The sequence below is a fragment of the Enterococcus sp. DIV1767 genome (assembly GCF_050542585.1).
Classification (GTDB): domain Bacteria; phylum Bacillota; class Bacilli; order Lactobacillales; family Enterococcaceae; genus Enterococcus_D; species Enterococcus_D innesii.
This window is the reverse complement of record NZ_CP172936.1, coordinates 3,399,813-3,425,120: the sequence shown is the minus strand read 5'-3', so window position 1 is coordinate 3,425,120 and position 25,308 is coordinate 3,399,813. Positions and strand designations below refer to the sequence as shown.

The 25,308-nt window shown below is 46.1% G+C and carries 22 protein-coding genes; 18 read left to right on the top strand and 4 right to left on the bottom strand.

Annotation, left to right across the window (positions count from 1 at the left end; translation table 11 throughout):
* Positions 1-23: 23 nt before the first annotated feature.
* The 15 genes from IGI78_RS16130 (at position 24) to gor (ending at position 17,397) form a co-directional block, all read left to right on the top strand.
* Positions 24-908 (top strand): YicC/YloC family endoribonuclease, encoded by an 885-nt coding sequence (locus IGI78_RS16130; protein WP_086332810.1) that lies wholly within the window; start codon positions 24-26, stop codon positions 906-908.
* Between the two features lie 13 nt (positions 909-921).
* Entirely contained in the window at positions 922-1,203 is a 282-nt protein-coding gene (locus IGI78_RS16125; RefSeq protein WP_005230307.1) for a hypothetical protein, read from the top strand.
* A gap of 124 nt (positions 1,204-1,327) precedes the next feature.
* Positions 1,328-1,942 carry a guanylate kinase gene (gene gmk / locus IGI78_RS16120; RefSeq protein WP_005230308.1) on the top strand — a complete coding sequence of 205 codons (615 nt, stop codon included), beginning with the start codon at positions 1,328-1,330 and terminating at the stop codon, positions 1,940-1,942.
* Between the two features lie 5 nt (positions 1,943-1,947).
* The gene (gene rpoZ / locus IGI78_RS16115; protein ID WP_005232977.1) at positions 1,948-2,253 is read left to right on the top strand and encodes a DNA-directed RNA polymerase subunit omega; all 306 of its coding nucleotides are present in this window, start codon (positions 1,948-1,950) and stop codon (positions 2,251-2,253) included.
* Positions 2,254-2,381: 128 nt separating this feature from the next.
* Positions 2,382-4,784: a primosomal protein N' gene (gene priA / locus IGI78_RS16110; RefSeq protein WP_194195668.1), complete on the top strand. Its 2,403-nt coding sequence runs from the start codon at positions 2,382-2,384 to the stop codon at positions 4,782-4,784.
* A gap of 10 nt (positions 4,785-4,794) precedes the next feature.
* Positions 4,795-5,286 carry a peptide deformylase gene (gene def, locus IGI78_RS16105; RefSeq protein ID WP_005230314.1) on the top strand — a complete coding sequence of 164 codons (492 nt, stop codon included), beginning with the start codon at positions 4,795-4,797 and terminating at the stop codon, positions 5,284-5,286.
* Positions 5,279-6,232, top strand: coding sequence for a methionyl-tRNA formyltransferase (fmt, locus tag IGI78_RS16100; protein WP_195266423.1), 954 nt, complete (start codon positions 5,279-5,281; stop codon positions 6,230-6,232). The genes def and fmt overlap by 8 nt, the downstream gene beginning before the upstream one ends.
* Positions 6,222-7,580 (top strand): 16S rRNA (cytosine(967)-C(5))-methyltransferase RsmB, encoded by a 1,359-nt coding sequence (gene rsmB, locus IGI78_RS16095; protein WP_015510616.1) that lies wholly within the window; start codon positions 6,222-6,224, stop codon positions 7,578-7,580. The genes fmt and rsmB overlap by 11 nt, the downstream gene beginning before the upstream one ends.
* A gap of 14 nt (positions 7,581-7,594) precedes the next feature.
* Positions 7,595-8,335 (top strand): Stp1/IreP family PP2C-type Ser/Thr phosphatase, encoded by a 741-nt coding sequence (locus tag IGI78_RS16090; protein WP_077454136.1) that lies wholly within the window; start codon positions 7,595-7,597, stop codon positions 8,333-8,335.
* The gene (gene pknB / locus IGI78_RS16085; RefSeq protein WP_195266421.1) at positions 8,332-10,335 is read left to right on the top strand and encodes a Stk1 family PASTA domain-containing Ser/Thr kinase; all 2,004 of its coding nucleotides are present in this window, start codon (positions 8,332-8,334) and stop codon (positions 10,333-10,335) included. Before IGI78_RS16090 ends, pknB begins: the two co-directional genes overlap by 4 nt.
* Positions 10,336-10,558: 223 nt before the next feature.
* The gene (locus IGI78_RS16080) at positions 10,559-11,026 is read left to right on the top strand and encodes a CtsR family transcriptional regulator (RefSeq protein WP_005230319.1); all 468 of its coding nucleotides are present in this window, start codon (positions 10,559-10,561) and stop codon (positions 11,024-11,026) included.
* 5 nt (positions 11,027-11,031) lie between these two features.
* Entirely contained in the window at positions 11,032-13,512 is a 2,481-nt protein-coding gene (locus IGI78_RS16075) for an ATP-dependent Clp protease ATP-binding subunit (RefSeq protein ID WP_008381720.1), read from the top strand.
* A gap of 269 nt (positions 13,513-13,781) precedes the next feature.
* A complete protein-coding gene (locus IGI78_RS16070) occupies positions 13,782-14,702 on the top strand; it encodes a peptidase U32 family protein (RefSeq protein WP_195266419.1) in 921 nt (306 codons plus the stop codon).
* A 13-nt stretch (positions 14,703-14,715) separates the two neighbouring features.
* On the top strand, positions 14,716-15,957 hold the full coding sequence (locus IGI78_RS16065; RefSeq protein ID WP_008381725.1) for a peptidase U32 family protein: 1,242 nt from the start codon (positions 14,716-14,718) through the stop codon (positions 15,955-15,957).
* A 93-nt stretch (positions 15,958-16,050) separates the two neighbouring features.
* Complete coding sequence (gene gor, locus IGI78_RS16060) at positions 16,051-17,397, top strand: glutathione-disulfide reductase (RefSeq protein ID WP_096741972.1); 1,347 nt, start codon at positions 16,051-16,053, stop codon at positions 17,395-17,397.
* Between the two features lie 161 nt (positions 17,398-17,558).
* On the opposite strand, the gene IGI78_RS16055 is transcribed toward gor, so the two are convergent.
* The 4 genes from IGI78_RS16055 to IGI78_RS16040 all read right to left on the bottom strand — a co-directional run bounded on the left by IGI78_RS16055 (position 17,559) and on the right by IGI78_RS16040 (position 21,683).
* A complete protein-coding gene (locus tag IGI78_RS16055) occupies positions 17,559-18,545 on the bottom strand; it encodes a polyprenyl synthetase family protein (protein ID WP_195266417.1) in 987 nt (328 codons plus the stop codon).
* A gap of 11 nt (positions 18,546-18,556) precedes the next feature.
* The gene (locus IGI78_RS16050) at positions 18,557-19,117 is read right to left on the bottom strand and encodes a Gx transporter family protein (RefSeq protein ID WP_005232987.1); all 561 of its coding nucleotides are present in this window, start codon (positions 19,115-19,117) and stop codon (positions 18,557-18,559) included.
* Between the two features lie 10 nt (positions 19,118-19,127).
* On the bottom strand, positions 19,128-19,535 hold the full coding sequence (locus tag IGI78_RS16045) for a NusG domain II-containing protein (RefSeq protein ID WP_005230326.1): 408 nt from the start codon (positions 19,533-19,535) through the stop codon (positions 19,128-19,130).
* A 207-nt stretch (positions 19,536-19,742) separates the two neighbouring features.
* Positions 19,743-21,683: an NAD(P)/FAD-dependent oxidoreductase gene (locus tag IGI78_RS16040; protein WP_005230327.1), complete on the bottom strand. Its 1,941-nt coding sequence runs from the start codon at positions 21,681-21,683 to the stop codon at positions 19,743-19,745.
* A gap of 270 nt (positions 21,684-21,953) precedes the next feature.
* Here IGI78_RS16040 and pplA point away from each other — a divergent pair, with 270 nt between their 5' ends.
* The 3 genes from pplA (at position 21,954) to menA (ending at position 25,197) form a co-directional block, all read left to right on the top strand.
* Positions 21,954-22,892 carry an extracellular electron transfer flavoprotein PplA gene (gene pplA, locus IGI78_RS16035; protein ID WP_430618175.1) on the top strand — a complete coding sequence of 313 codons (939 nt, stop codon included), beginning with the start codon at positions 21,954-21,956 and terminating at the stop codon, positions 22,890-22,892.
* A 262-nt stretch (positions 22,893-23,154) separates the two neighbouring features.
* Entirely contained in the window at positions 23,155-24,231 is a 1,077-nt protein-coding gene (locus IGI78_RS16030) for an FAD:protein FMN transferase (protein ID WP_074536301.1), read from the top strand.
* A 12-nt stretch (positions 24,232-24,243) separates the two neighbouring features.
* Positions 24,244-25,197 carry a 1,4-dihydroxy-2-naphthoate polyprenyltransferase gene (gene menA, locus IGI78_RS16025; RefSeq protein WP_142968601.1) on the top strand — a complete coding sequence of 318 codons (954 nt, stop codon included), beginning with the start codon at positions 24,244-24,246 and terminating at the stop codon, positions 25,195-25,197.
* Positions 25,198-25,308 lie beyond the last annotated feature (111 nt).

Here is a 25,308-nt window from a genome sequence, read left to right as displayed (position 1 = left end):
GCAAAAGGGTGAGGAGTGATCAAATGAAAAGTATGACTGGTTTTGGCAAAGGCAGTGCAGAAACACCAGATGTGCAGATCGAAATTGAAATCAAAAGTGTCAATCAGCGCTTTTTAGACCTGCAGCTGCGAATGCCCAAACAATTGAATCCTCTAGAAGGTGCTTTACGGCAGTCGATCAAGCAGACCCTCCAGCGAGGACGGATCGAATTGTATGTGACTTTAAAAGAAAAAACCGCAAATACGAAACAGATCGAGATCCAATGGGACCTGCTGGAACGTTTCATGCAGGAGATCGATACCGAAGCCAAAGACCGTTTTGACTTAGCAGAGCTGCCTAAAGCAGCATTGCTGGAACAATTCCTGCTCCATGAGGCTTTTCTAACGATCTCTGATCAAGAGCCAGAAGAAAGCACCTTAGCCGATGGCGTGATGGAAGCATTAGATCAAGCGCTGGCAGCGATCGATCAAAGCCGCTGGGTGGAAGGGCAAGGCATTCTGCAGATCTTGCAAGAAAACCAGCGACAGCTGCAGGAAAAACTGACAGAACTCAAACAATTCGTGACCCTCTATGAGGCGGACTACCAAGAACGCTTTGAAAAGAAACTGACTGCCTATCTAGGGGAAGAAGTCGATCGCGATCGTTTACTGACAGAGTTGGCGATTTTATTGGAACGCGGCGATATCCACGAAGAACTGGATCGTTTAAGTATCCATTTAACGACGATGACGGAGCTGCTGGCAGCCGAGACACCAATAGGTCGAGAGCTGGATTTCTTGATCCAAGAGATGAACCGGGAAGTCAATACGATTGGCTCAAAATCGAGTCCGATCCAAATCAAAAACAGTGTCGTCCAAATGAAGACGATCATTGAAAAAATCAGAGAACAAGTTCAAAACATCGAGTAGGAGGAATGAACCAATGAAATATTACGATATCACCTTTCACGAACTAAGCGGAAAAAATGTCATCAAGCGTAGTATTCCCTCTGACAAAGAGAATTTCTCGGCGTGGGAAGATGCCTGTGTAGCCATCGAGCCGGATTTTCTCCATCTATTAGTTGATGGCGTAGCTGTTTCTTTAAATCGTCGGTACATCGTACGTATCGATTGCCAAGAAGTGACGGATCCTACTGAAAAAGCGATCACTGCCAAAGACGAATTGGCAGGGGTCATCAATACCTTAAGCAACATGGGCTTTTAAGAAAGCGGCCGAAGTGTAGACTAGCAATTTCATGAAATTCCCATTATAATAAAGTAGTTCTTGAAAGTTGCTGAAAAAAAGTGCAAAATAGACGTTAAGCAAATGTCAGTGAAAGGACGTCATTATGTCAGAGCGAGGATTACTTATAGTTTTATCAGGACCTTCCGGAGTAGGGAAAGGGACCGTGCGCAAAGCAATTTTTGAGAGTGACGACAACGATTTTCAATATTCCGTTTCAATGACCACTCGTCAAAAACGCGAGGGGGAAGTGGAAGGGGTCGATTACTATTTCCGCACGCGGGAAGAATTTGAAGCCTTGATCGAAGCCGGTGAAATGCTGGAATACGCCGAATATGTCGGCAATTATTATGGCACCCCATTATCTTATGTCCAACAGACATTGGATCAAGGAAAAGATGTGTTTTTAGAGATCGAAGTGCAAGGGGCAAAACAAGTAAAAGACAAAGTTCCCGATGGTGTGTTTATTTTTCTGACGCCACCTGATCTGGCAGAATTACGCTCTCGTATTACAGGAAGAGGAACCGACTCTGCCGAAGTGATCGATGAACGGATGCGTGTCGCCCGTGAAGAAATCGAAATGATGGCTTTGTATGATTATGCCGTTGTCAATGATGAAGTACCTAAGGCAGTCCAACGAATTCGCGAAATTATTTCAAGTGAACATTTTCGCGTTGACCGAGTGATCGGAACCTATATCAAAATGTTAGAGGAGCTGTAAGAAATATGATGTTAAAACCTTCAATCGATTCTTTGTTGGATCGTGTCAATTCAAAATATTCATTAGTGATCTTAGCAAGCAAACGGGCGCATGAACTTGATGCCGGTGCGCAAGCAACACTAGAAAACTTTGATTCAGTGAAAAGCGTGGGTCAAGCGCTTGAAGAAATCGAAGCGGAATTAGTCGTTAATGATCCGCATCCAGAAATCAAACGGGCCCGCTTGAAAATGGAACAAGAAGAGCGCAAAGCGCAAAAAGACCAAGAACAAAAAGAATTAGAAGCGCGTATCCGCGACGAACAAAAGCTATAGACAAAAGCAAGCTAGAGCACGCCTGTGTTCTGGCTTTTTCTTTTGAATGGCGATGGTTAAATTTTTGTAAGGGGTACAGACAAACCCCCACCCATTTAGTAAAATAGAACCTAAAAGGAGGAGAAGAAATGGCGTACATAGCAGAAGTGATCGTGGATGTTCCCACGATGCAGACCGATCAGCCTTTTACCTATCTGATCCCATCAGAATTACAAGCCGCCATTGAGACAGGGATGCGGGTCGAAGTGCCATTTGGCAAGGGCGACCGCCATATCCAAGGGTTCGTCGTCGGCCTTTCAGAAGTTGCCGAACCGCAGCAGACCTTAAAACCAATCGTTCGTTTGTTGGATTTGTCGCCTGTCGTCAATGAAGAACTTCTCCAATTAGCCGACTACATGAAGGAAACGACCTTTGCCTTTAAGATTACTTGCTTGCAGACGATGCTGCCTAGTGTGATGAAAGCCGAGTACCAAAAGCAGATCGTTTTGCTGGAAGGAAATCATCCCATCAAAGAATATTTTCCCGAAGACGGCATCCTCAGTTGGCAAGACGCCGAAAGTGCAGGGCTGCTGCCGCAGTTGAAGCCTTTGCGGGAAGCCGCAGTAGTTGAATTGCAGTATCTCGTGAAAAATAAAAACAAAGCGAAAATGACCCGTTACATTGAACGCAAGATCGAGCCAGCAGAAATCCCCGCCGTCCAGCAACAGCTGCGCAAAGGGGCCAAACGCAAGCTGGAAATCTTACAGATTTTGACAGAGGAAGCCCGCTTGCCGGTTTCCTTTTTTACCGAACAAGGGATTTCCACCGCGGCTTTGAACCAAGCGCAAGAAGCTGGCTGGCTGACCTTTACGGAAGTTGAAGCCTACCGTGATCCTTACAAAGACCGTCAATTTCAAAAAACGGTCCCCCTTGAATTAAATGAAGAACAGGCAGCTGCAGTAGCGCAAATCACTGCTTGTGCGGATAACCAAGAGGCACAGACTTTTTTACTGGAAGGGATCACCGGCAGTGGAAAAACAGAAGTCTATCTACAAGCGATCGCCCAATTGCTGAAACAAGGCAAAACCGCGATCATGCTCGTACCGGAGATCGCTTTGACCCCGCAAATGGTCGAACGCTTTAAAAGCCGTCTCGGCGACGCAGTGGCTGTTTTACACAGCGGCTTGTCCCAAGGTGAAAAATACGATGAATGGCGTAAGATCGAACGTGGGGAGGCGCAGGTGGTGGTTGGCGCCCGTTCGGCGATTTTTGCTCCGTTGAAAAACATTGGGGTCATCATCGTCGATGAGGAGCACGAAGCTTCCTACAAGCAAGAGGAAGCCCCTCGTTATCATGCGAGAGATTTAGCGATTTGGCGCAGCCAGTACCATCACTGTCCAGTGGTGTTAGGCAGTGCGACGCCGTCATTAGAATCTCGTGCTCGGGCCCAAAAAGAAGTCTACCGCTTATTGAAATTGAATCAGCGGGCAAAAACCAGTGCGCAATTACCGCAGATCGAAGTCGTGGATATGCGTACCGAATTTGCCAATAAAAAGTATCAAACTTTTTCTCGTCCGTTACAGGAAAAAATCACAGACCGTTTGGCCCGCAAAGAACAGATCGTCTTGCTGCTGAATCGGCGCGGCTACTCTTCCTTCGTGATGTGCCGCGATTGCGGGTATGTTTTGCCTTGTCCAAATTGCGACATCTCCTTGACGCTGCATATGGATACCAAAACGATGCGCTGTCATTATTGCGGGCATGAAGAACACATCCCCCATCGTTGCCCCAACTGCAATGCAGACAAGATTCGTTATTACGGAACGGGCACGCAAAAAGTGGAAGAAGAATTGAAGGAACTGTTTCCTGAAGCGCGGGTCTTACGGATGGATGTCGATACCACCCGCAAAAAAGGTGCCCACGAAAAAATCTTGACCTTGTTTGGGGAGAAAAAAGCGGATATTTTGTTGGGGACTCAGATGATCGCCAAAGGCTTGGATTTCCCTGATATCACACTGGTAGGGGTCTTGAATGCCGATACTGCCTTGAACTTGCCAGATTTTCGTTCGAGTGAACGGACGTTCCAACTGTTGACTCAGGTCAGTGGTCGGGCAGGTCGGGCAGAAAAAACCGGCGAAGTGGTGATCCAAACATTCAACCCTGAGCACTACGCCATCCAATTGGCGCAGTCGCAAGACTACGAAGATTTCTATCAAAAAGAGATGTGGATGCGGCACCAAAGCGGCTACCCACCGTATTATTTCACCGTCAAAATCACCTGCAGTCATCCCGAAGAGCAAGTCGCCGCTCAGAAGATGTTTGCGATCGCGCGGGATCTGCAGCAGGAGCTGTCACCGCAAAGTATTTTGTTGGGGCCGGCACCAAGTGCGATTTTGCGGGTGAAAAACCGTTATTACTACCAATTGATCATTAAATACAAAAATGAACCGCAGCTACCTGCATTGTTGACCCGTCTGTTGGATCAAAGTCAAATCGATCAGCGCAAAGGATTGTACGTGTCGATTGACCAAGAGCCGTTGAATTTTATTTAGAGGAGAAAATATGCGTTATCCTATTATTATTACCCCCGATGAACGTCTTCGTCGGCAAGCAAAACCCGTCAAAGTAATTACCGATGAGCTCGTTCAGCTACTAGACGACCTTTATGAAACGATGGTTGCTCACGATGGGATCGGTATTGCCGCACCGCAAGTCGGCAAAAACCTGCAAGTGGCGATCGTGGAAGTCGAAGAAGACGATCGCTTTGAAATGATCAACCCTGAGATCATCGCTTCTTCTGGTGAATCCCTGGATGTGGAAGGCTGCTTGAGTATTCCTCACACCTTCGGGACCGTCAAACGAGCAGACGAGATCACTGTCCGCTATTTCGATCGAGAAGGAGAAGAAATGGAAGTGGAAGCATTCGGTTACTTGGCGCGGGCGATGCAGCATGAGATCGATCATTTAAATGGCGTGCTGTTTGTCGACAAGCTCGTCGAACGCATTCCTGAAGAAGACTTAGAAAAGTATATGGAGGAACATGAAAATGACTAAAATCGTCTTTATGGGTACCCCGGCGTTTTCCGTCCCAATTTTAGAAGGCTTGCTTGAAGCCGGTTATGAAGTGGCAGCAGTCGTGACCCAGCCGGATCGTCCCGTCGGTCGCAAAAAAATCATTACTCCGACCCCCGTCAAAGAAGCGGCGTTGAAGCATGGCTTGTTGGTTTTACAACCAGAAAAAATCAGTGGGTCACCAGAAATGGAGCAGATTCAAGCTTTGGCACCTGATCTGCTGATCACGGCAGCTTTCGGCCAATTTTTACCTAGTGCTTTACTAGAAGTACCGAAGTATGGCGCTATCAACGTTCATGCGTCCCTACTGCCGAAATACCGTGGCGGGGCTCCTGTGCATTATGCCATCATGGAAGGTGAGCAAGAAACGGGTGTAACCATCATGGAAATGATCAAAAAAATGGATGCTGGCGGTATTTTTGCTCAAGCTCGTTTGCCGATCACGGCCCAAGATGATGTGGGGACGATGTTTGATAAGTTGAGCCTATTAGGCAAAGATTTGCTGCTGGAAACTGTGCCGAAAATCTTGTCAGGAGAGCTGCAGCCGGTTCCGCAAGAAGAAGCAAAAGTCACCTTCTCGCCGAATATCAGCCGTGAACAAGAAGCCATCGACTGGCAGAAAACGGCGGTGCAAATCGACGCCCAAGTCCGAGGCATGCGGCCATGGCCAATCGCTTTTACGACACAAAACGGCAACCGCTGGAAGCTTTGGCAAGTAACACCGTTGGAGCAAACGACGACAGCCCCGCCAGGAACGATCATTGAACGGACGAAAAAAACGTTGCTGATCGCTTGTGGTGAAGGCACGGTATTGGCTATCGATGAATTGCAGCCAGCTGGAAAAGGCCGACAAGACATTGCCGCATTCTTAAACGGCAGTGGACAACAGATTCAAAAAGGAGATCAGGTAGGTACCTATGAAGCGTAATCTTGGAGACATACAATATACAGTGCGCTTTGTGGCCCTAGAAGCGTTGTTACGAATCGAAAAAGGCGGCGCTTATTCCAATCTACTACTACGGGAATTGATGAATCAAGGGCGTTTAAATGACAAAGACGGTCGCTTACTGACTGAATTGGTGTACGGCACCATCAGTCGTCAGCTTTTATTGGATTATTATTTGGACCGGTTTATTAAAAATGCCCGCAAAGTCGATCCGTGGGTCAAAACGCTGCTGCGGCTTTCCTTGTATCAGATGCTGTATCTCGATAAAGTACCCGCCCATGCCATCATTCATGAAGCCGTGGATATCGCGAAAGCCAAAGGCAATCCGGGAACCGGTAAATTCGTCAATGGCGTGCTGCGCACGATCCAACGACAAGGAGTGCCAGACTTGGCATTGATCAAAGACCCAATGGAACGTTTAGCAACGGAAATCAGTTTGCCCCTGTGGCTAACGAAGAAACTAGTCAAACAAATTGGGATCGAAGAAACCAGTGAGCTGGGCTATGCCCTATTTGAACCCAATCATGCCAGTGGTCGTATCGATCTGCAGCGCATCTCGCAAGCAGCAGCGATCGAGCGGCTGCAAGAAGAAGGCATCGACGCACGGCCAAGTGAGCTTTCCCCCTATGGGGTTGTGGCTGACAAAGGCTTTATGGCGGGCTCGTCCCTCTACAAAGAAGGCTTACTGACGATCCAAGATGAAAGTTCGATGCTGGTTGCCCCCGTTTTACAAGTAGCCCGAGACCATCAAGTACTGGATGCCTGCGCCGCACCAGGAGGCAAAACGACCCATATCGCTGCCTTCTTGTCTGCCGCAGAGGGCGGCAAAGTGACAGCACTGGATATCCATGCCCATAAGGTTAAGCTGATTCAGCAAAATGCCCAACGTTTAGGTGTCGAAGCAGTTGTGGAAACCCGCGTGATGGATGCGCGGGAGACGGCTCAAACCTTTGCCCCTGAACAATTTGATCGCATCTTAGTGGATGCCCCTTGTTCTGGATTAGGATTGATGCGCCGTAAGCCGGACATCAAATACAGCAAGACGGAAGCCGATTTCCAACGCTTGCCGCAGATTCAGCGAGAGATTTTGGAAAGTGCCGCCCCAACCTTGAAAAAATCGGGTATAATGGTCTACAGCACATGTACGATTCTAGCGGAAGAAAATCAACAAGTCGTGGCAGCGTTTCTCGCTGACCATCCTGAATTTGAGCAAATGCCTCTTGCGGTAGGACCGCTGGCAGCCGAAGCTGTTCAAGAGGATATGTTGACGATCTATCCGCAAGATTTTATGACAGATGGCTTTTTTATCAGTTGTCTACGCAAAAAGTAACGAGGTGAAAGAAATTGGAGATTCGTTTTCAAACAGATGTCGGCAAACGTCGCAACACAAACCAAGATTTTGCAGCAACCTATGTAAATAAAGCCAATGTGACATTGGCCTTGCTTGCCGATGGCATGGGGGGCCACCGGGCCGGAGATGTCGCTAGCCGTCAAGCAGTCAGTGAGATCGGCACCGCTTGGGAACAGACAGAACTGACAGATAGTGAAAAAACTGCCCAATGGCTGATCCAAAAAATCCAAGCGGAAAGCCAAGTGATTTTCCAAAAAGGACAAGAACAAGAAGAACTTAGCGGCATGGGCACCACGATCATTGCTGTGGCCTTATTAGGCGACCAGTTTACGATCGCCAATGTTGGGGACAGCCGTGCCTATCTTTTACGCAATCAAGTGCTGACCCAAATCACAGAGGACCATTCACTGGTCAATGAATTGGTGAAGTCAGGACAAATCACGGCAGAAATGGCCTTGAATCATCCTCGCAAAAACGTTTTGACCCGCTCGATCGGTATGCCAAGCGAAGTCGAAGTCGATGTGGCGATCCACTTTATTGCAGACGGGGATTATTTGCTGCTGTGTTCAGATGGATTGACCAACATGGTCTCAGATGAAGAGATCACAGCAACGATCCAAGAAACCCCTGAGCTGGAAGAAGCAGTGCAATCATTGATCGATCAAGCCAACGAACGCGGCGGTGTCGACAATATCACGGTATTATTGATTAAAGTTGGAGGAGAGCGCCCATGATCGAAATTGGGAAGAAGATAAACGGCCGATACAAAATCATCGGCAATATCGGCAGCGGCGGAATGGCAAATGTGTTTTTGGCGCATGACTTGATCTTAGACCGTGAAGTGGCAATCAAAGTGCTTCGTTTTGACTTCCAAAACGACCAAAGTGCGATTCGGCGCTTTCAACGAGAAGCCTTGGCGGCGACTGAGCTGGTTCATCCCAACATCGTAACCGTTTATGATGTCGGTGAAGAAGACGGCATGCAGTTTTTGGTGATGGAATATGTCAAAGGAATGGATCTCAAGCGCTATATCCAAACGCACTATCCCGTACCTTATTTGCAGATCGTTGATATCATCCAACAAATCTTATCAGCGGTGGCATTGGCCCATCAGCACCGTATCATTCACCGGGACCTAAAGCCCCAGAATGTGCTTATCAATGAAGACGGCGTGGTGAAAATCACCGATTTTGGGATCGCGATCGCCCTATCCGAAACGTCGATCACCCAAACCAACTCGATGCTAGGCTCGGTGCATTATCTTTCACCAGAACAAGCACGAGGCAGTATGGCCACCAATCAATCAGATATTTATGCGATTGGGATCATCCTCTATGAAATTTTAACCGGCAAAGTACCCTTTGATGGCGAATCAGCCGTAACGATCGCCTTGAAACACTTCCAAGATGAGATCCCGTCGATTCGGATCTATGACAAAAATGTTCCGCAATCGTTGGAAAACGTCGTGTTGAAGGCGACCGCCAAAGAACCGGCGGATCGTTACAAGACCGCCGATGAAATGCGGGCAGATCTCGATACCGTGTTGTCTCCTGAACGGCTCAATGAACCGAGATGGGAACCTCATGCCCTGATGGATGAAACGAGAGTGCTGACCCCTGTGGAAGCAGCCCAAGTCGAAACGCCGCCAGTGGAAGAACCCGTGGCAGAAACGGCTGCGGATCAAGCTGAAGAAGCGGCGCAGCCGAAAAAGAAAAAACGCAAGCGCTGGCTACTGCTGCCAATCATTATGGTGATCGCACTGCTAGGGATAGGCAGTTACTTCCTATTCGGCGGTGGTCGGGGAGATGTGGCAATTCCTGAAGTCAGTGGTCAGACAGAAGCCACCGCTCGGGCCGAACTGGAAGCCGCCGGTTTGAAAGTGGCAGACGAGGTGGAAGAAATCGAAGATGATGAAGTCGAAGCAGGCAATGTCGTCAAAACCGATCCCCCAGAAGGCAATGAAGTCAAAAAGAATTCCGTCGTGACCCTCTACATCAGTAGCGGAACGAAGAAAATCACCCTTGATGACTATGAAGGCCGTTCCTTTGATGATGTCAAAAAAGAGTTGATCGATTTGGGCTTTGATGAAGACAGAATCAAAGAAGAGCTAGAGTCGTCAGATGATGTCGATGAAGGGGATATTATCAGTCAATCACCAGCAGCAGGGCGGGAAGTTTCCCCAGCAGAAGACGAAATCACCTTTAAGGTCAGCTCCGGACCAGATAGCTTCGCAATGGACAACTATTATGGCATGACAGAGGCAGATGCACGAGCAGCATTGACTTCTCGCGGTGTCGACCGATCACAGATCGAAGTGAACTATCAATCTAGCAGTCAACCATCAGGCACGATCATCGCCCAAGCACCCGCAACAGGTGAAACGGTGGTGACTTCCCAAACGACCATCACTTTGACGGTCAGCAGTGGGCAGGAAATGGTCAATGTACCAAGAATTGTTGGGAAAAGCCAAGCCGATGCAGAAGCAGACTTGAATGAAGCGGGATTGGACTCAACTTTTGAGGAAGAGGACGGCTATAATGACTCAGTACCAGCTGGACATGTTGTCCGTGTCTCTCCAGGTGCTGGAACCTCCGTCGAAGTTGGCTCTACTGTAACGGTCACGATCTCTAGAGGACCTGAACCAGATGATTCGTCCTCATCGACGCCAAGCAGTAGTTCAGATGATTCCTCTGATTCAAGTGCTACGAGTGAAAGTAGCTCAGAAAGTGATTAGAAACTAGCTAAAACCAAATACTTTAACCAAGCAGCCTTCGGGGACCAAAGAATTCTCTTTTTGTTCCCCGTCCAGCTGCTTGTTTTTGTTTCTAAACCTTATAGTGAGGCACAGGTGTCTTTAAAATTTCCTTTAGTCCGGCCCTTTGTGCAAGCGTACATCTTTCCAAGGAATCAAAAATTGGGTATAATGAAGGTCAGAATTAGTCAAGGGAGGGAATGAATTGAGTCATCACAATACTTCCGATTTGATTGAAGCATATTTGAAGAAAATTCTTGAAGACAGTGAAACCATTGAGATTCGTCGCGCAGAAATGGCAAATTTGTTCAACTGCGTGCCCTCACAAATAAATTACGTGATCAATACCCGCTTTACCGTTCAAAGAGGCTATGCGGTTGAAAGCAAACGCGGCGGGGGCGGCTATATTCGGATCGAGAAAGTCAAAATTACTGACAGCCACCACTACTTAAAAGAAATGAATCAATTATTCGATGAAACCATCTCGGAAAAAGATGCATATGCAATAATCCAGAAACTTTATGAGGAAGGAATCCTGTCCAAGCGAGAAGGCAATTTATTGTTGACCGTCATCGCGAAAGCAGTTCTAGGACGTTCTCCTTATGAAAATAGAACACGAGCTGATTTGCTCCATGCAATTCTAGAACGATTAAGTTACGAAGACAGGAAGTGAAAGAGATGGATGAATTATTCACCCAACGCGCGAAAGCCGTTTTGGCTATCGCCCAAGAAGAAGCAAAATACTTTAAGCACCAAGCAGTAGGTTCTGAACACATTCTATTGGCATTGGTCATTGAACAAAACGGGATCGCCGGCAAAACCTTGCGGGAAATGAATATCACAGAAAATGATATTCGTGAAGAAATCGAACATTTAACAGGGTACGGCACCGTTCGTCAATATCCAGAAAATGCCTATCTCGCATATTCACCACGAGCAAAACATACATTTGCTTATGCAGGGGATGAAGCCAAGCGTTTAGGGGCACCACAAATCGGTACCGAACATCTATTATTGGGCTTATTAAGAGACGAAGACATATTGGCTTCACGAATCATGCTGAATCTCGGCTTGAGTCTCGCGAAAATGCGTCAGCTTTTGAAGAAAAAAATGGGCTTCAATGAAAGCAAAACCAACGGAAGTGCTGGTCGTCGTCGTCCAGCCCAAGCCAAAGCGCAGCAAGGAACACCGACCTTGGATTCCTTAGCCCGTGATTTGACCAAATTAGCCCGTGAAAAACGCCTAGATCCTGTTGTCGGGCGTGCCAAAGAAGTCAAGCGGTTGATCCAGATCCTTAGCCGTCGGACCAAAAACAACCCTGTTCTCGTGGGGGAACCTGGTGTTGGGAAAACCGCGATCGCCGAAGGCTTAGCCCAAAAAATCATCAATGGGGAAGTCCCAGAAGACATGCAAAACAAACGCTTGATGATGCTGGACATGGGGGCTTTAGTTGCCGGAACGAAATACCGTGGGGAATTTGAGGACCGAATGAAAAAAATCATCGATGAGATCTATCAAGATGGTCAAATCATCTTATTCATTGATGAATTGCATACACTGATTGGGGCCGGCGGAGCCGAAGGGGCGATTGATGCCTCGAATATTCTGAAACCAGCCTTAGCCCGTGGAGAATTGCAAACCATCGGTGCCACAACGCTAGATGAGTACCAAAAATACATTGAAAAAGATTCTGCGTTAGAACGCCGTTTTGCCCGGGTGCAAGTCGACGAACCAACACCAGAAGAAGCAGAAGAAATTTTACGGGGCTTGCGTCCTCGTTATGAAGAACATCATGGGGTGGAAATTTCTGATGATGCGTTACACGCCGCTGTGCAACTGTCCGTGCGTTACATCAATTCGCGCCAATTACCAGATAAAGCCATCGATTTGATGGATGAATCAGCTGCCAAAGTGCGTTTAGACAAAACCGATGAAAGTTCAGAATTGGCAGATCTGCAAAACGAGATCGCCAACTTGATCGAAGAAAAAGAAGCCGCCATTCGTCAGCAAGATTTTGAAGCAGCAGCTCGTCTACGGATCAAGGAAAAGAAATTGACCCAACAGCTGACGGAAGTAGCGTTTATGGAAGTCAAAGAAGCGTCAGGCTATGCCGATAGTGTTACTGCAGAAGATGTTGCCACGGTCGTTTCCCAATGGACCGGCGTACCTCTGCAGCAGATGGAGAAAAAAGAAAGCGAACGCTTGTTGGATCTTGAAAAGATCTTGCATCAACGGGTAGTTGGCCAAGAAGAAGCGGTCAAAGCAGTCGCTCGTTCGATCCGCCGCGCCCGCAGTGGATTGAAAGACCCCAACCGCCCAATCGGTTCCTTCATGTTCTTAGGGCCGACCGGTGTCGGGAAAACCGAGCTTGCCAAAGCCTTAGCAGAAGCGATGTTTGGTAGTGAAGATGCCTTGGTTCGTGTCGATATGTCCGAATTTATGGAAAAATACAGCACGAGCCGTTTGATCGGTTCACCGCCAGGCTATGTCGGCTATGATGAAGGTGGGCAATTGACGGAAAAAATCCGTTCAAAACCTTACTCCGTCATCTTATTGGACGAGGTGGAAAAAGCCCATCCCGATGTCTTCAATATCCTCTTGCAAGTGCTGGATGATGGCCATTTGACGGATGCCAAAGGTCGGAAAGTCGATTTCCGCAACACGATTTTGATCATGACCTCTAATATCGGTGCCCAACAAATCCGCGAAGAAAAAAGCGTTGGTTTCAATGTCACTGATTTAACGAAAGATCACCAAGCGATGCAAAAACGGATCTTAGAAGAGCTGAAAAAAGCCTTCCGTCCAGAGTTCTTGAACCGTGTGGATGAAACAGTGGTCTTCCAATCCTTAGGTGAAGGGGAGATCCACGAGATCGTGAAGATCATGAGCAAAGCGATCATCAAACGATTAGGCAACCAAGACATCCAATTGAAGATCACGCCATCTGCCATTGATGTGATCGGTAAAGCTGGTTTTGATCCAGAATATGGGGCACGGCCGATTCGTCGGGCCTTGCAAAAAGAAGTCGAAGACCGTTTAAGTGAAGCACTCCTATCAGGACAAATTCATTTAGGTGACAAAGTGACGATCGGTGCTTCCAAAGGATCGATCACCCTCAATGTCAAAGAGGGACAAGCACGTGTCTTGCAACAAGTTTAAGTCGAGCCAATAACGGCAGCGGCGTTTCTATGGTCGAGCAATCGGCATCCATAGGAACGCCGCTTTTTTGTCTTGTTATGTCTAGTAGTGATCAAGAAGTCTCCACTGATTATGATTGATGATTCACAAAGAAATATCCTTATAAACAGCTTTATGACAACGGTTGATTAATGATCAAAGCACTATTCGTGAAAAAAAGAGTAACGAGACCTCTTGGAAAGAACCCTGCTGTGTGATACTATGAATGAGTTGAAAAAAGGAGGAGTATTATGGTTGAGATTATCGCCACGGTGGAATCGATCGAGCAAGCACAGCAGCTCATCCCTTATGTTGATACATTGTTTTTTGGAGAAGAGACATTCGGGCTGCGCCTACCGGCCTCTTTTTCTCGTGAAGAGCAAATCGGACTGATCGACATGGCCCACGAAGCTGGAAAGAAAGTGACGATCGCAGTCAATGGCATCATGCATCCAGAAAAAATGAAGCTGATTCCAGAATACCTAGCATTTCTGAAGACCAATCAAGCCGATCAAATCGCTCTCGGAGATCCTGGGATTATTTACCGCATGAAGCAAAATCCAGAATGTGCCTTGCCATTTATCTATGCAGGGGAAACCTTAGTAACGAGCGCTCGTCAAATCAATTTTTGGGGACAAAAAGGAGCAAAGGCAGCCGTTTTAGCGCGAGAAGTTCCTTTCGAGGAAATGAAAATCATGGCCCCGCAACTAAATATTCCTGTGGAAGTATTGGTTTATGGTGCGACCTGCATTCACCAATCGAAGCGTCCGCTTTTACAAAATTATTATAACTATACCCAACAATCGGAAGAAAAGAACCACGACCGTGGGTTGTTTTTATCCGAACCGAAAAAAGAAGAAACCCACTATTCCATTTATGAAGATAGCCACGGCACGCACATTTTTGCCAATAACGACATCAATCTGATGCTGCAGCTGGCGGAATTAGACGCAACAGGCTTTCAAACCTGGAAGCTGGACGGAATCTATACACGAGGGGCTGCCTTTGTGGCAATTGCTAAACTGTTTGCCCAAGCCAAGAGCCTTGTGGAAAGTGGGAAGTGGCAAGCAGAGCAAGCAGCTGTGCTCAGTGAACAAGTTGCCCAACTTCATCCGGCAGAACGTGGGTTAGACACTGGATTTTATGCCATCGATCCTGACGATATCAAGTAAGGAGCAAGAACAAATGACCGTTAAACAAGCATTGAAACGACCAGAAGTGTTAGCACCAGCTGGTACGTTAGAAAAATTAAAAACAGCGATCCACTATGGCGCTGACGCTGTCTATATCGGCGGCAATGCCTATGGTCTACGGAGTCGCGCGGGTAACTTTACCTATGAAGAAATGGCGGAAGGGGTGGCTTTTGCCAAAGCCCACAACGCAAAAGTCTATGTAGCAGCCAATATGGTGACCCATGAGGGCAATCAAGAAGGTGCAGGGGAATTCTTTCGGGAATTGCGAGATGTCGGTATTTCGGCCGTGATCGTTTCTGATCCCGCTTTGATCCAGATCTGCGCAACAGAAGCGCCGGGTCTACCGATCCATTTGTCCACCCAAGCTAGTGCCACGAACTATGAAACATTGGAATTTTGGCGGGAAGAAGGCCTAGAACGGGTCGTCCTCGCCCGAGAAGTGTCGATGGAGGAAGTCGCTGAGATCCGCAAAAATACTAGCGTGGAGATCGAAGCCTTTATTCATGGCGCCATGTGTATTTCGTATTCTGGCCGTTGTACTTTGTCCAATCATATGTCGATGCGAGACGCCAATCGCGGCGGCTGTTCGCAATCTTGCCGCTGGAAATATGATTTGTTTGACATGCCGTTTGCAACGGAACGAAACAGTTTGACTAAAAACGGGACAGTGGAAGAAGAGTTTTCCATGAGTGCCGTGGATATGTCGATGATCGAACATATCCCTGATTTGATTGAAAACGGCGTGGATAGTTTCAAAATCGAAGGTCGCATGAAATCGATCCACTATGTTTCAACTGTGGCGAACGTTTATAAAGCAGCCGTGGACAGTTACATGGCCGATCCAGAGAACTATGTCTGCAAACAAGAATGGATCGATGAATTGTGGAAAGTTGCGCAGCGCGAGCTTGCGTCAGGCTTTTACTACGATACCCCGAGTGAAAATGAGCAGTTGTTTGGTCCACGTCGGAAAATTCCGCAATACAAATTTATTGGGGAAGTCATGGCGTATGATCCGGCAACGAAAACAGCTACGATTCGGCAACGAAACCACTTTTCCGTCGGCGATGAAATCGAATTTTACGGTCCCGGATTCCATCACTTTCACCAAACCGTCGAAGTCATGTATAATGAAGACGGTGAATCCATCGATCGTGCACCAAATCCTATGATGCTGCTGACGATGCCGGTCAAAGAACCGGTGGAAGTCGGAGACATGATTCGGAAGAAAAAATAAGGTCGAGAGTTTCTCTCGGCTTTTTTTGTTGAATCAATCCAGCCAAAAAGGATCGATGAGAACATAGACAATCTTAAGGAGGAAACAACAAATATGGAAACATACGACTACATAGTAATTGGTGGCGGCAGCGGCGGGATCGCCTCAGCCAATCGGGCAGGGATGCACGGCGCCAAAGTATTATTGATCGAAGGCAATGAATTAGGCGGCACCTGTGTCAATGTCGGTTGTGTACCGAAAAAAGTCATGTGGCAAGCTAGTGAGATGTTAGAAATGATCAAACGGGACGCAACTAGCTACGGCATTTATCCACATGTGGATAAATTTAATTTCACTGAGCTTGTGGATAACCGTGAAAAATACATTGATTTTTTACACACGGCCTATCAAAAAGGCTTAGACAGCAACAATGTAGAAGTTATCCACGGTTATGCACAGTTTGTGGATAACCACACGATTACCGTCAATGGGGAAAACTACCATGCAGCAAATATTTTGATTGCCACCGGTGGAAAACCTAGCGCGATGAATATTCCCGGCGGTGAGTACGCCATTGACTCGAATGGTTTTTTTGCGTTGCGAGAAGCACCAAAGCGTATGGTCGTCTTAGGGGCAGGCTACATCGCAGCCGAAATCAGCGGTGTCAGCCAACAGCTGGGCAGCCAAGTGGCTTGGGCGTACCGCAAAGAGCGGCCATTACGAACCTTTGACAAGATGCTTGCGGATAATCTCGTGGAGATGTACCAAGAATCAGGAATCGAAACTTATGCAGGCTACGTTGCCTCTCGTATCATTAAAGAAGGTGACGAGTATATCGTTCACTTTGAAAATGGCGAAACCTTGACCGGCGATTGCGTCCTTTTTGCTGGTGGTCGTGTGCCGAATACGGACAAGTTAGGCCTAGAAAACACCGATGTCCAATTGGATGAAAAAGGGTTTATCATTGTGGACAAATATCAAACTACTACGGCTGACTCGATTTTTGCAGTGGGCGATGTCATTGGAAAATTGGATTTGACCCCGGTTGCGATCGCCGCCGGTCGTCGCTTGTCTGAACGCTTGTTCAACGGTCAAAGCGATGCGTACTTGGATTATAATTTAGTACCGACGGTCATCTTTACGCATCCACCGATTGCCACGATTGGTTTATCCGAAGAAGCAGCCTTGGAAAAATACGGCCAAGAGCAGATAAAGGTGTATCGTTCGCGCTTTACACCGATGTACTTTGCTTTAAATGAGTATCGCCAAAAGTGTGAGATGAAATTGGTGTGCTTAGGAGAAGAAGAAAAAATCATCGGTCTGCACGGCATCGGGATCGGTGTCGATGAAATGCTGCAAGGCTTCGCTGTAGCCATCAAAATGGGTGCTACGAAAGCAGACTTTGATCAAACCGTTGCCATTCATCCGACGGGGTCAGAAGAATTTGTGACGATGCGTTAAAAGAAAAAAAGCCTCAACGGACAGATGAATTGTCCGTTGAGGCTTTTTTCGTATAAACTTCTAGCTATCAACTAAAAAGTCCCCAAAAGTAGATCAGAAATCTAACCTTGGGGGCTTATTTCAGGATGATCCCAGCTGCTGGGTTTATGCTAGATCCTTGATCAGTTCTGACGCCCAAGGATCTGAGCAGTGATCTGATAAAGATATGTTTTGGTTTCATCTTTGGTCTCAGGCAGTTTCTGGATCGCCTGCAAAGCTTTTTTCGTGTAGTCGGCAGCGAGTTTCTTGGCTTCGTCAATCCCGGCACTTTCTTGGACGATCCGATAGACTTCATGGGTATCCGCCTCAGTCATTTCGGCTTGTTTTTCCAGCAGTGGCAACAGCTGTTGGCGGTCACTTTTCAGTGCCATCAACAGCGGCAAAGAATAGACGCCTTGCCGAACATCTTCCAATACTGGTTTTCCTAAGGCAGTCGCTTCTTGGCTGTAATCCAAGACATCATCCATGATTTGAAAGGCAAGGCCAATGGCTTCGCCGATCTCACGGGCTTGATTGGCAAAGCGCAAGGAAGTGCCGCTTTCGTAAGCCCCGATAAAGCAGCTTAAGGCAAACAACTCAGCGGTTTTGCCGCGAATGTTTTCTAAGTAATCCTCGACAGTGACGGACAAATCATATCGTTTGCTCATTTGCCCTAATTCGCCGGCCAGGATTTTTTCCATACTACGGGAATTCATCTGCAAGCTTTTCATGGAGCTGGCATAATCCGCCATCAATTTAAAGCAGCAGACGAAGAGGTAATCACCAGCATAGACAGCGACATCGTTGCCAAATTCGGAACGAATGGTCGGCAGCTTGCGGCGGGTGTCCGCATGATCGACGATATCGTCGTGGATCAGCGAGGCAGTGTGGAGCATCTCGATCGAAGCCGCCAATGCGACGGCTTTCTCGCGATCTTTGTCACTGCCATAAGCAGAAAAGAGCAGCTGATAAGCAGGACGCAGCAGTTTCCCACCTGAATGGATCATGGACAGGATCGCTTGTTCGACCTCTTTGTTTTTTAGTTTTAATGATTTTTCCATCAATTGCAAGGAGGCAGATAAGTCAGCTTGCAGTGCTGGATACTCTTGCCACATGGAATGAAGTTTCATAATTAACTCCTTTATTCTGAATCCGAGCGCCATTTGACTTTGGTCTGGCGTTCATAATCAATTTGAAAACGGCGCAGTGTTTCGACACGGCGCAGCAAGTAGTTGGCGGCGATCCCGATAGCGATCCCGGACAAGATCCCAAAGAAAGACAGGACCGGCAAGTAGAGCATCACGCTCCAGGATTGAGCGATCCATGAGGCGGTGATCAACTGTCCGACGTTGTGCAAGAAACCGCCAGCCGCACTAATGCCGATGATACTGACACGCTTAGGCCCCAACTGTTTCACCAAAGACATCCCAAAGTAGCTCAGTAAGGAACCGCTCATACTATATAAGAAGGTCGAAACCGTTCCTCCTAGTAACGTCGTTAAAATCAGTCTTAGCCAAATCAAGAGAAAGCTGTCTTTTTTCGGCATGGTGAACAAAGCAATAATGGTAATTAAATTTGCCAAACCTAGTTTCGCACCAGGCGCAAAGGCAAATGGATAAGGGATCATATTTTCAACTAAACCAATCACGACCCCTTGGGCGACCAGCAGTGAGATGAAAATTATTCGTTGTAATCGACTCATAAGCAAACGATCAATAAATTAGATCGTCGGTCTCACTCCCATCTGCGGCTTGGATTTCGATCACCAATTTATGAGGCAGACAGACGATGGTTTCCCCATTTTTACTGGCCCAGCCACGGCGGACACAAATCTGGTCGCCGCAATCAGCTTCCTTGATTCGGATCCGATCGCCTTCGATCTCCAGTAAATTGGTATCTCCGTCTTCATCTTCATAAAGATAGGTGTATGCTTTTTGACCTTCAACTAAGTCAAAACGTTTGATTTCTGTCCCATCGACCCGTAAGACGGCTTCTTTGTCCGCCGTTTGTGTCTGGCCAAAAATAAAAAGCGGTAAAAAAGAGCTGAGGATCAAAACAAGTATGATGACGCCATCCCATGGTTTTAAATGGGCATCGCGGATAAATTCTTTTAGTTTCATCAAAAAAGACTCCTGTTCTTTCATGTGATGTGTCTCATTCTAGCATAAGAAGACAAGATTCTACTAGCTGAATCCTCAATAATCCACCGATTTCTGTGCAAGGACGATCAAGAAAAAGTTCTGTACTTGGAAAGAGACCAAGACACTGATTGAAAAATCAGAATGTCTTAGTCTCATGAAGTCGTACAGGTATTCTATTTTGCTGGCTTATTTATTGCCATATAAGGAGCGAGGGGTACCGTACCACCATTTTCCAAGGGTACGTTGCAACCATGGGATTACCCAACGGTCTAAACCGACTGCGCGTCCTGAACCGTTCATCAAGGCAAATGCAACTGGAATGAACCAGATGTTTACCCAGTAGAACATACCAGACATACAGAAAGTCAACACCAAAACGATAGTCGTTGCGTTTACTAACCAAGTGAAGAGACCAGCCATCAATGCAAGAGCTAAAGCAATTTCAAAGAAGACCATGAATTTTTGGAAGAACATGGCAACGTCGTTGTTTGGCATAATAAATTGCATAACTTTTGTGAACCAGTCAGGTGATTTTTCAATCACGATCATTGGTTGCTCACCGTAAGCATAGCTCAAACCGAAGTGTGCGGCTTGTGTCGCTGCATCGGCTGCTTCACCGGCACCACTAGCGGCACTTGCTGCATCGGCTGCTTCACTAGCACCACTGGCTGCATCAGCGACTGTTTGATATTCCCAAGTCCAAGGGAATACGCTGTTGCCTTGGAACCAAGAACCTTCACCGAACCAAGTACCAGGTTTGAAGACTTCCCCATTCGTACCTAAAATTTTCTTGAAGGCTTCAACGAACCAGACAAGACCATAGAAAATACGAAGCGGAACACTCCACAAGACGTTACCGTAACGAGACGTGTGACCACGAGCGACTGTCCGGTCATCTTTGATGTGGAAGATTTCATGCATCAAGTATTGGAACATGTAGTAACCAGAACGAATATCAAAGAAGTATTTCAAGTTAACGATGTGTTTCATAATGATCGCTAAGAAACCGCTCAGGTGAATCTTATTGAATAAGTTCGCCACGCCCCATTTGGCACCGATGGAAACCATAAATCCTTGGTAGTTTCCTTTGAATTTATGTTTTTCGCCGCCTTTGATGGCTGAAACGATATTCGTTGCTGCAGTGTGACCTGTTTGTTCAGCTGCTTGCACGATTTGTGGTGTTGGTGTATTCGGGAATTCTTCGAAGTAAACCAAGTCACCAATAATATAGATGTTTTTGTCTTCGTAGCCTTTTGCTTCCATGTACTCATTGGCAACTAGACGGAACCCACGCGCGGTTTCTAAACCGAAATCAGCAGCATCGCTAGTTCCTTTGACACCGGCAGTCCAGATCAATGTGTGGGTTGGGATCGTTGAACCATCTTTTAGTTTGATGTGGTCAGGTGCCACTTCAACAATTGGTGCATTCAAGACAAGATCAACATTGTTTTTCTTCAAGTAACGTTCTGCTTTGGCTGCATCGTTACGATCAAGCATGTTTAAGATCGTTGGCATTGCTTCAACGACTTTCAAGCTGATTTCACTTGGGTCCAATTTATAATCGGAAGCTAAACGATCTTTCCAATCGATCAGTTCACCGATCATTTCGATCCCGGTAAATCCAGAACCACAAACGACAAAGGTCAACATTGCTTTGCGTAATGCTGCATCTGGTTCGATCGCTGCTTTTGCGACAGTTTTTTCAATGTGTTCGCGAATGCGGACAGCATCGTCAAATGACCATAAAGTAAAGCCGTTTTCTTTAACGCCAGGTGTACCGAAGTCATTCGGTTCGCCACCCATCCCTAAGATCAAGTAGTCAAATGAATAGCTACCTAATTTTGTTTGGACAGTTTTATTTTCTTTATCGATCCCAGTTACTGTATCGGTTACTAAACGAACATTTTTCTTGCGTGAGAACAAGCGCTGCAAGTCATATTGAATTGCGGTAGGTTCTACACGTCCTCCAGCGACTTCATGCAGTTCAGTCATCATCGTATGATAAGAGTGACGGTCGATCAATGTTATCTCAACATCATTGTCTTTTTTCAATTTCTTTGCCATGTACTTCGTAGCAGAAACGCCTGCATAACCGGCACCGACAACGACAATGTTTTTCTTTGCCATTGCAAATCTCTCCTTAATAAAAATAATCTATGATAATAATTACACAATCGTTCCTATTATATAGACAAATGGTTCATTTGTCTAACGATTCTGATGAAAAAAACGCATATTTCCTGAAATTCGTGAAAACTTGCGAAAATCAAAAAATAAGTCGTTTTTTCGAGAAAAAGCGGAAAGGAAGCGGTTGACATATCGTAAATTTACTTTACAATGTTAGATGTATCACAAACTTTTTTGTGGGGAAAATAAACAAGTAAAAGGTGGATAATTATGAAAGCAAAGAAATTGATTGTAGGTATGGCGGTATTTTCATTCGCAGCATTATTTTTAGGGGGTTGCGGAGCGGACAACAACAATACAGCTTCTTCGTCAACTAGTGAAAGTACATCACAAACTTCTGCGAGCGATTCAGCATCAACAGAAAGCACGGAAGCAACCGTTGTTGCAGGCGAGCCAATGCAAGATGGGACATATCGTTTAGAAGAAAAGAACTACAAAAACGACTACCGTGTTACCTTTGAGATCACAGTCAAAGACGGCAAAATCGTTGAATCAAAATATGACAACGTCAATGCGGATGGCGAATCAAAAACAGAAAACACTGAATACAATGAAACGATGAAAGAAAAAGCAGGTATCAGCCCAGAAGAATTTATTCCTAAATTCAATGAAGAATTAGTTGCCGCACAAAGCCCTTCTTCAATCGAAGTAGTTTCTGGCGCGACTCATTCCTTTGATTCCTTCCAAAACTATGCACAACAATTGATCCAAGCGGCGCAAGCAGGCAACACGGAAACCATTGAAATCGACAATGGGGCAGACTTGAAAGACGGAACCTATACATTAGAAGAAAAGAACTACTCAAACGGTTACCGCGTGGTCTTCTCAATGACTGTGGCTGACGGCAAAATCTCTGAATCAAACTACGACTACCTAAACGAAGCCGGCGAGTCGAAAAAAGATGATGCATCATACAACGAAAACATGGAAGCTAAATCTGGTACAAGTCCAGAAGAATTCATTCCAAACTTCAATGAAGCTTTTGTTTCTGCAGTCAATGCTGAAGATGGTTCTGTGGCAGACATGGATGTAGTTTCTGGTGCAACCCACAGCTTCCACAGCTTTGTTATCTATGCACAACAATTGTTGAATGCCGCTGAAAAAGGCGACCAAACAACAATCGAAGTGGATAACTTCGTTACTGAATAATCACAACTTCTTTGAATGAAGAGGACAGCATTCGCTTTGAGTGCTGTCTTTTTTTCGTAGGCAGCAAGGTCACAAAAGCAAGTTCGTGCAAAAGGAAGCAATCTGGTGGGAAGGTTTTTTTAAAAGAACTGTTTTTTACAAAGAAGAAAAAGTTCGATTAAGGATTCCTAAAATACGTTGCGGAATCACGGAATGCCCCTTTTCATTCTGCCAAAAAAAGGCTATTATATGAAGGTTGAAGACAATAGAAAAGAGGAAAATCATGAAAAAGAAAGTAACGTTTTTTCTGATGTTTGTTTTTTTAGGCACAATGTTGGCAGCTTGTGGCAGTGATCAGGAAGCAACGACGCTGCGAGAAGAACCATATTTTCAAGAAGAATTTTTATTAGGCACTTATACTCGGATTCGCATTTATGATGAAGGCAAAGAGGACGCCATGAAGCCGGCCTTTGACCGCATCAGAGAGTTAGGCGATAAAATCACCATCAACCAAGCAGGGTCAGAGATCGATGAGATCAATGCGCAAGCTGGTATCAAGCCGGTAAAGGTTTCGGATGACATCTATTATTTGTTAAAAGAAGCTTACGATTATAGTGTGAAATCAGAAGGCGGCTTTAATATGGCCATCGGTGCCATCACTCAATTATGGCGGATCGGCTTTGATGATGCCCGCAAGCCAGAGCAATCTGAGATCGATGAAGCATTGAAACATATCAATTATGAACAAGTCGAGTTTAACGATGAAGATCAAACCGTTTATTTAAAAGACAAGGACATGATCCTTGACCTTGGGGCGATCGCTAAAGGCTATATCACGGACGAAGTCGTCAAAGTGTTGAAGGACAATGGTGTGACTTCCGCGATCGTCGATTTGGGCGGGAATGTCTATGTGTTAGGTCATAGTAACCGCGGCACAGATGAGCCATGGAATGTCGGAATCCAAGACCCGAACAAATCTCGCGGCTCGATTATCGGCAGTATCAAAGAAACCAATAAAACAGTAGTTACTTCAGGGATCTACGAACGCTATTTAGAAGTAGACGGCAAAACGTACCATCATATTTTCGATTCTGAGACTGGCTATCCTTACGACAGCGATGTGGCAAGTGTAACTGTCATCACCGACAAATCCATCGATGGCGATGGGTTAACTACGGTGGCATTTGATAAAGGGGTCAAGGAAGGCTTAGCCTATATCGAACAACATACCGAAAAGGGTACCGATGCGATCTTTATCACAAAAGAAGACAAAGTGTATGTAACCGACGGTATCAAAGATACCTTTGAACTTTCAGAGGAATCAGGCTACACGATGGGTGATCGTGCGGATTTAGAATAGGAGGAGTGAAAGATGTCTCTTTCAGTGTTTTTAGAAGTAGTGGAGATCCGTACCAAAGTGGCCAGTGTCTTCCCCTTCATTATGGGTGTATTGTTCTCGTTGGTGTATTTTCATGAATTTCATCCGTTGAATACTGTAATTTTTTTTCTGGGGATGCTGCTGTTTGATTTGACGACGACATCCATCAACAATTATATGGATTTCAAAAAAGCCAAATCAGAAACCTACAAATACCAGCACAATGTGATCGGGCGCGAAAACATCTCAGAAGCTACTGTTCGCAATCTGATTTTTGCGATGTTGGCAGGAACCTTACTGATCGGTCTTTACTTGACCTTTGTTACCGGCTGGCTGCTGCTAGTGATGGGGTTGGTGGTTTGTTTTATCGGAGTCTTTTATACCTTTGGCCCCATTCCGTTATCGCGGATGCCTTTAGGCGAGGTGTTCAGTGGCGTAACGATGGGATTAGGGATTTTTGCCATCACGATCTATATCAATACTATTGATCAAAAAGTGTTTTATCTGGCACTGGATTTTGCGAACGGAACCTTTGGCTTAGTGGGGAACCTCTGGGCCGTGTGTGCCATCGTGTTGGCATCTTTGCCATTGATTTTCACGATTGCTGACATCATGTTAGCCAATAACTTACGGGATCTGGAAGCCGATATCGAAAATCACCGCTACACGCTGGTGTACTACATCGGTCGCGAAGCAGGTATCCGTCTGTTTCAAGGAATGATGCTAGCTTCCTACGCCGCTATTTTGTTGGGCCTCTTGTTTGGTCTCTTCCAATGGCCGATTTTGCTCGTGTTTCTAACACTGCCGAAAATCCGCCAAAACTTGAAGGAGCATCAAGCCAGCCTGCCCCACCCACGTAGCTTCGGCTATTCGATTAAGAACATGATTTTATTCAACAGCAGCTATGCCTTAGGCTTGCTTTTCTGTCTGTTGTGGCAATTGCTGTAAAAGAAAAGATCGACCCGCTCTTGAAAGAGCAGGTCGATCTTTTTTATGTGGGGAATGAAATAGCGTGTAAAAACTGTAGAAAAGACATGATAAAAGAACGAGCATGATACT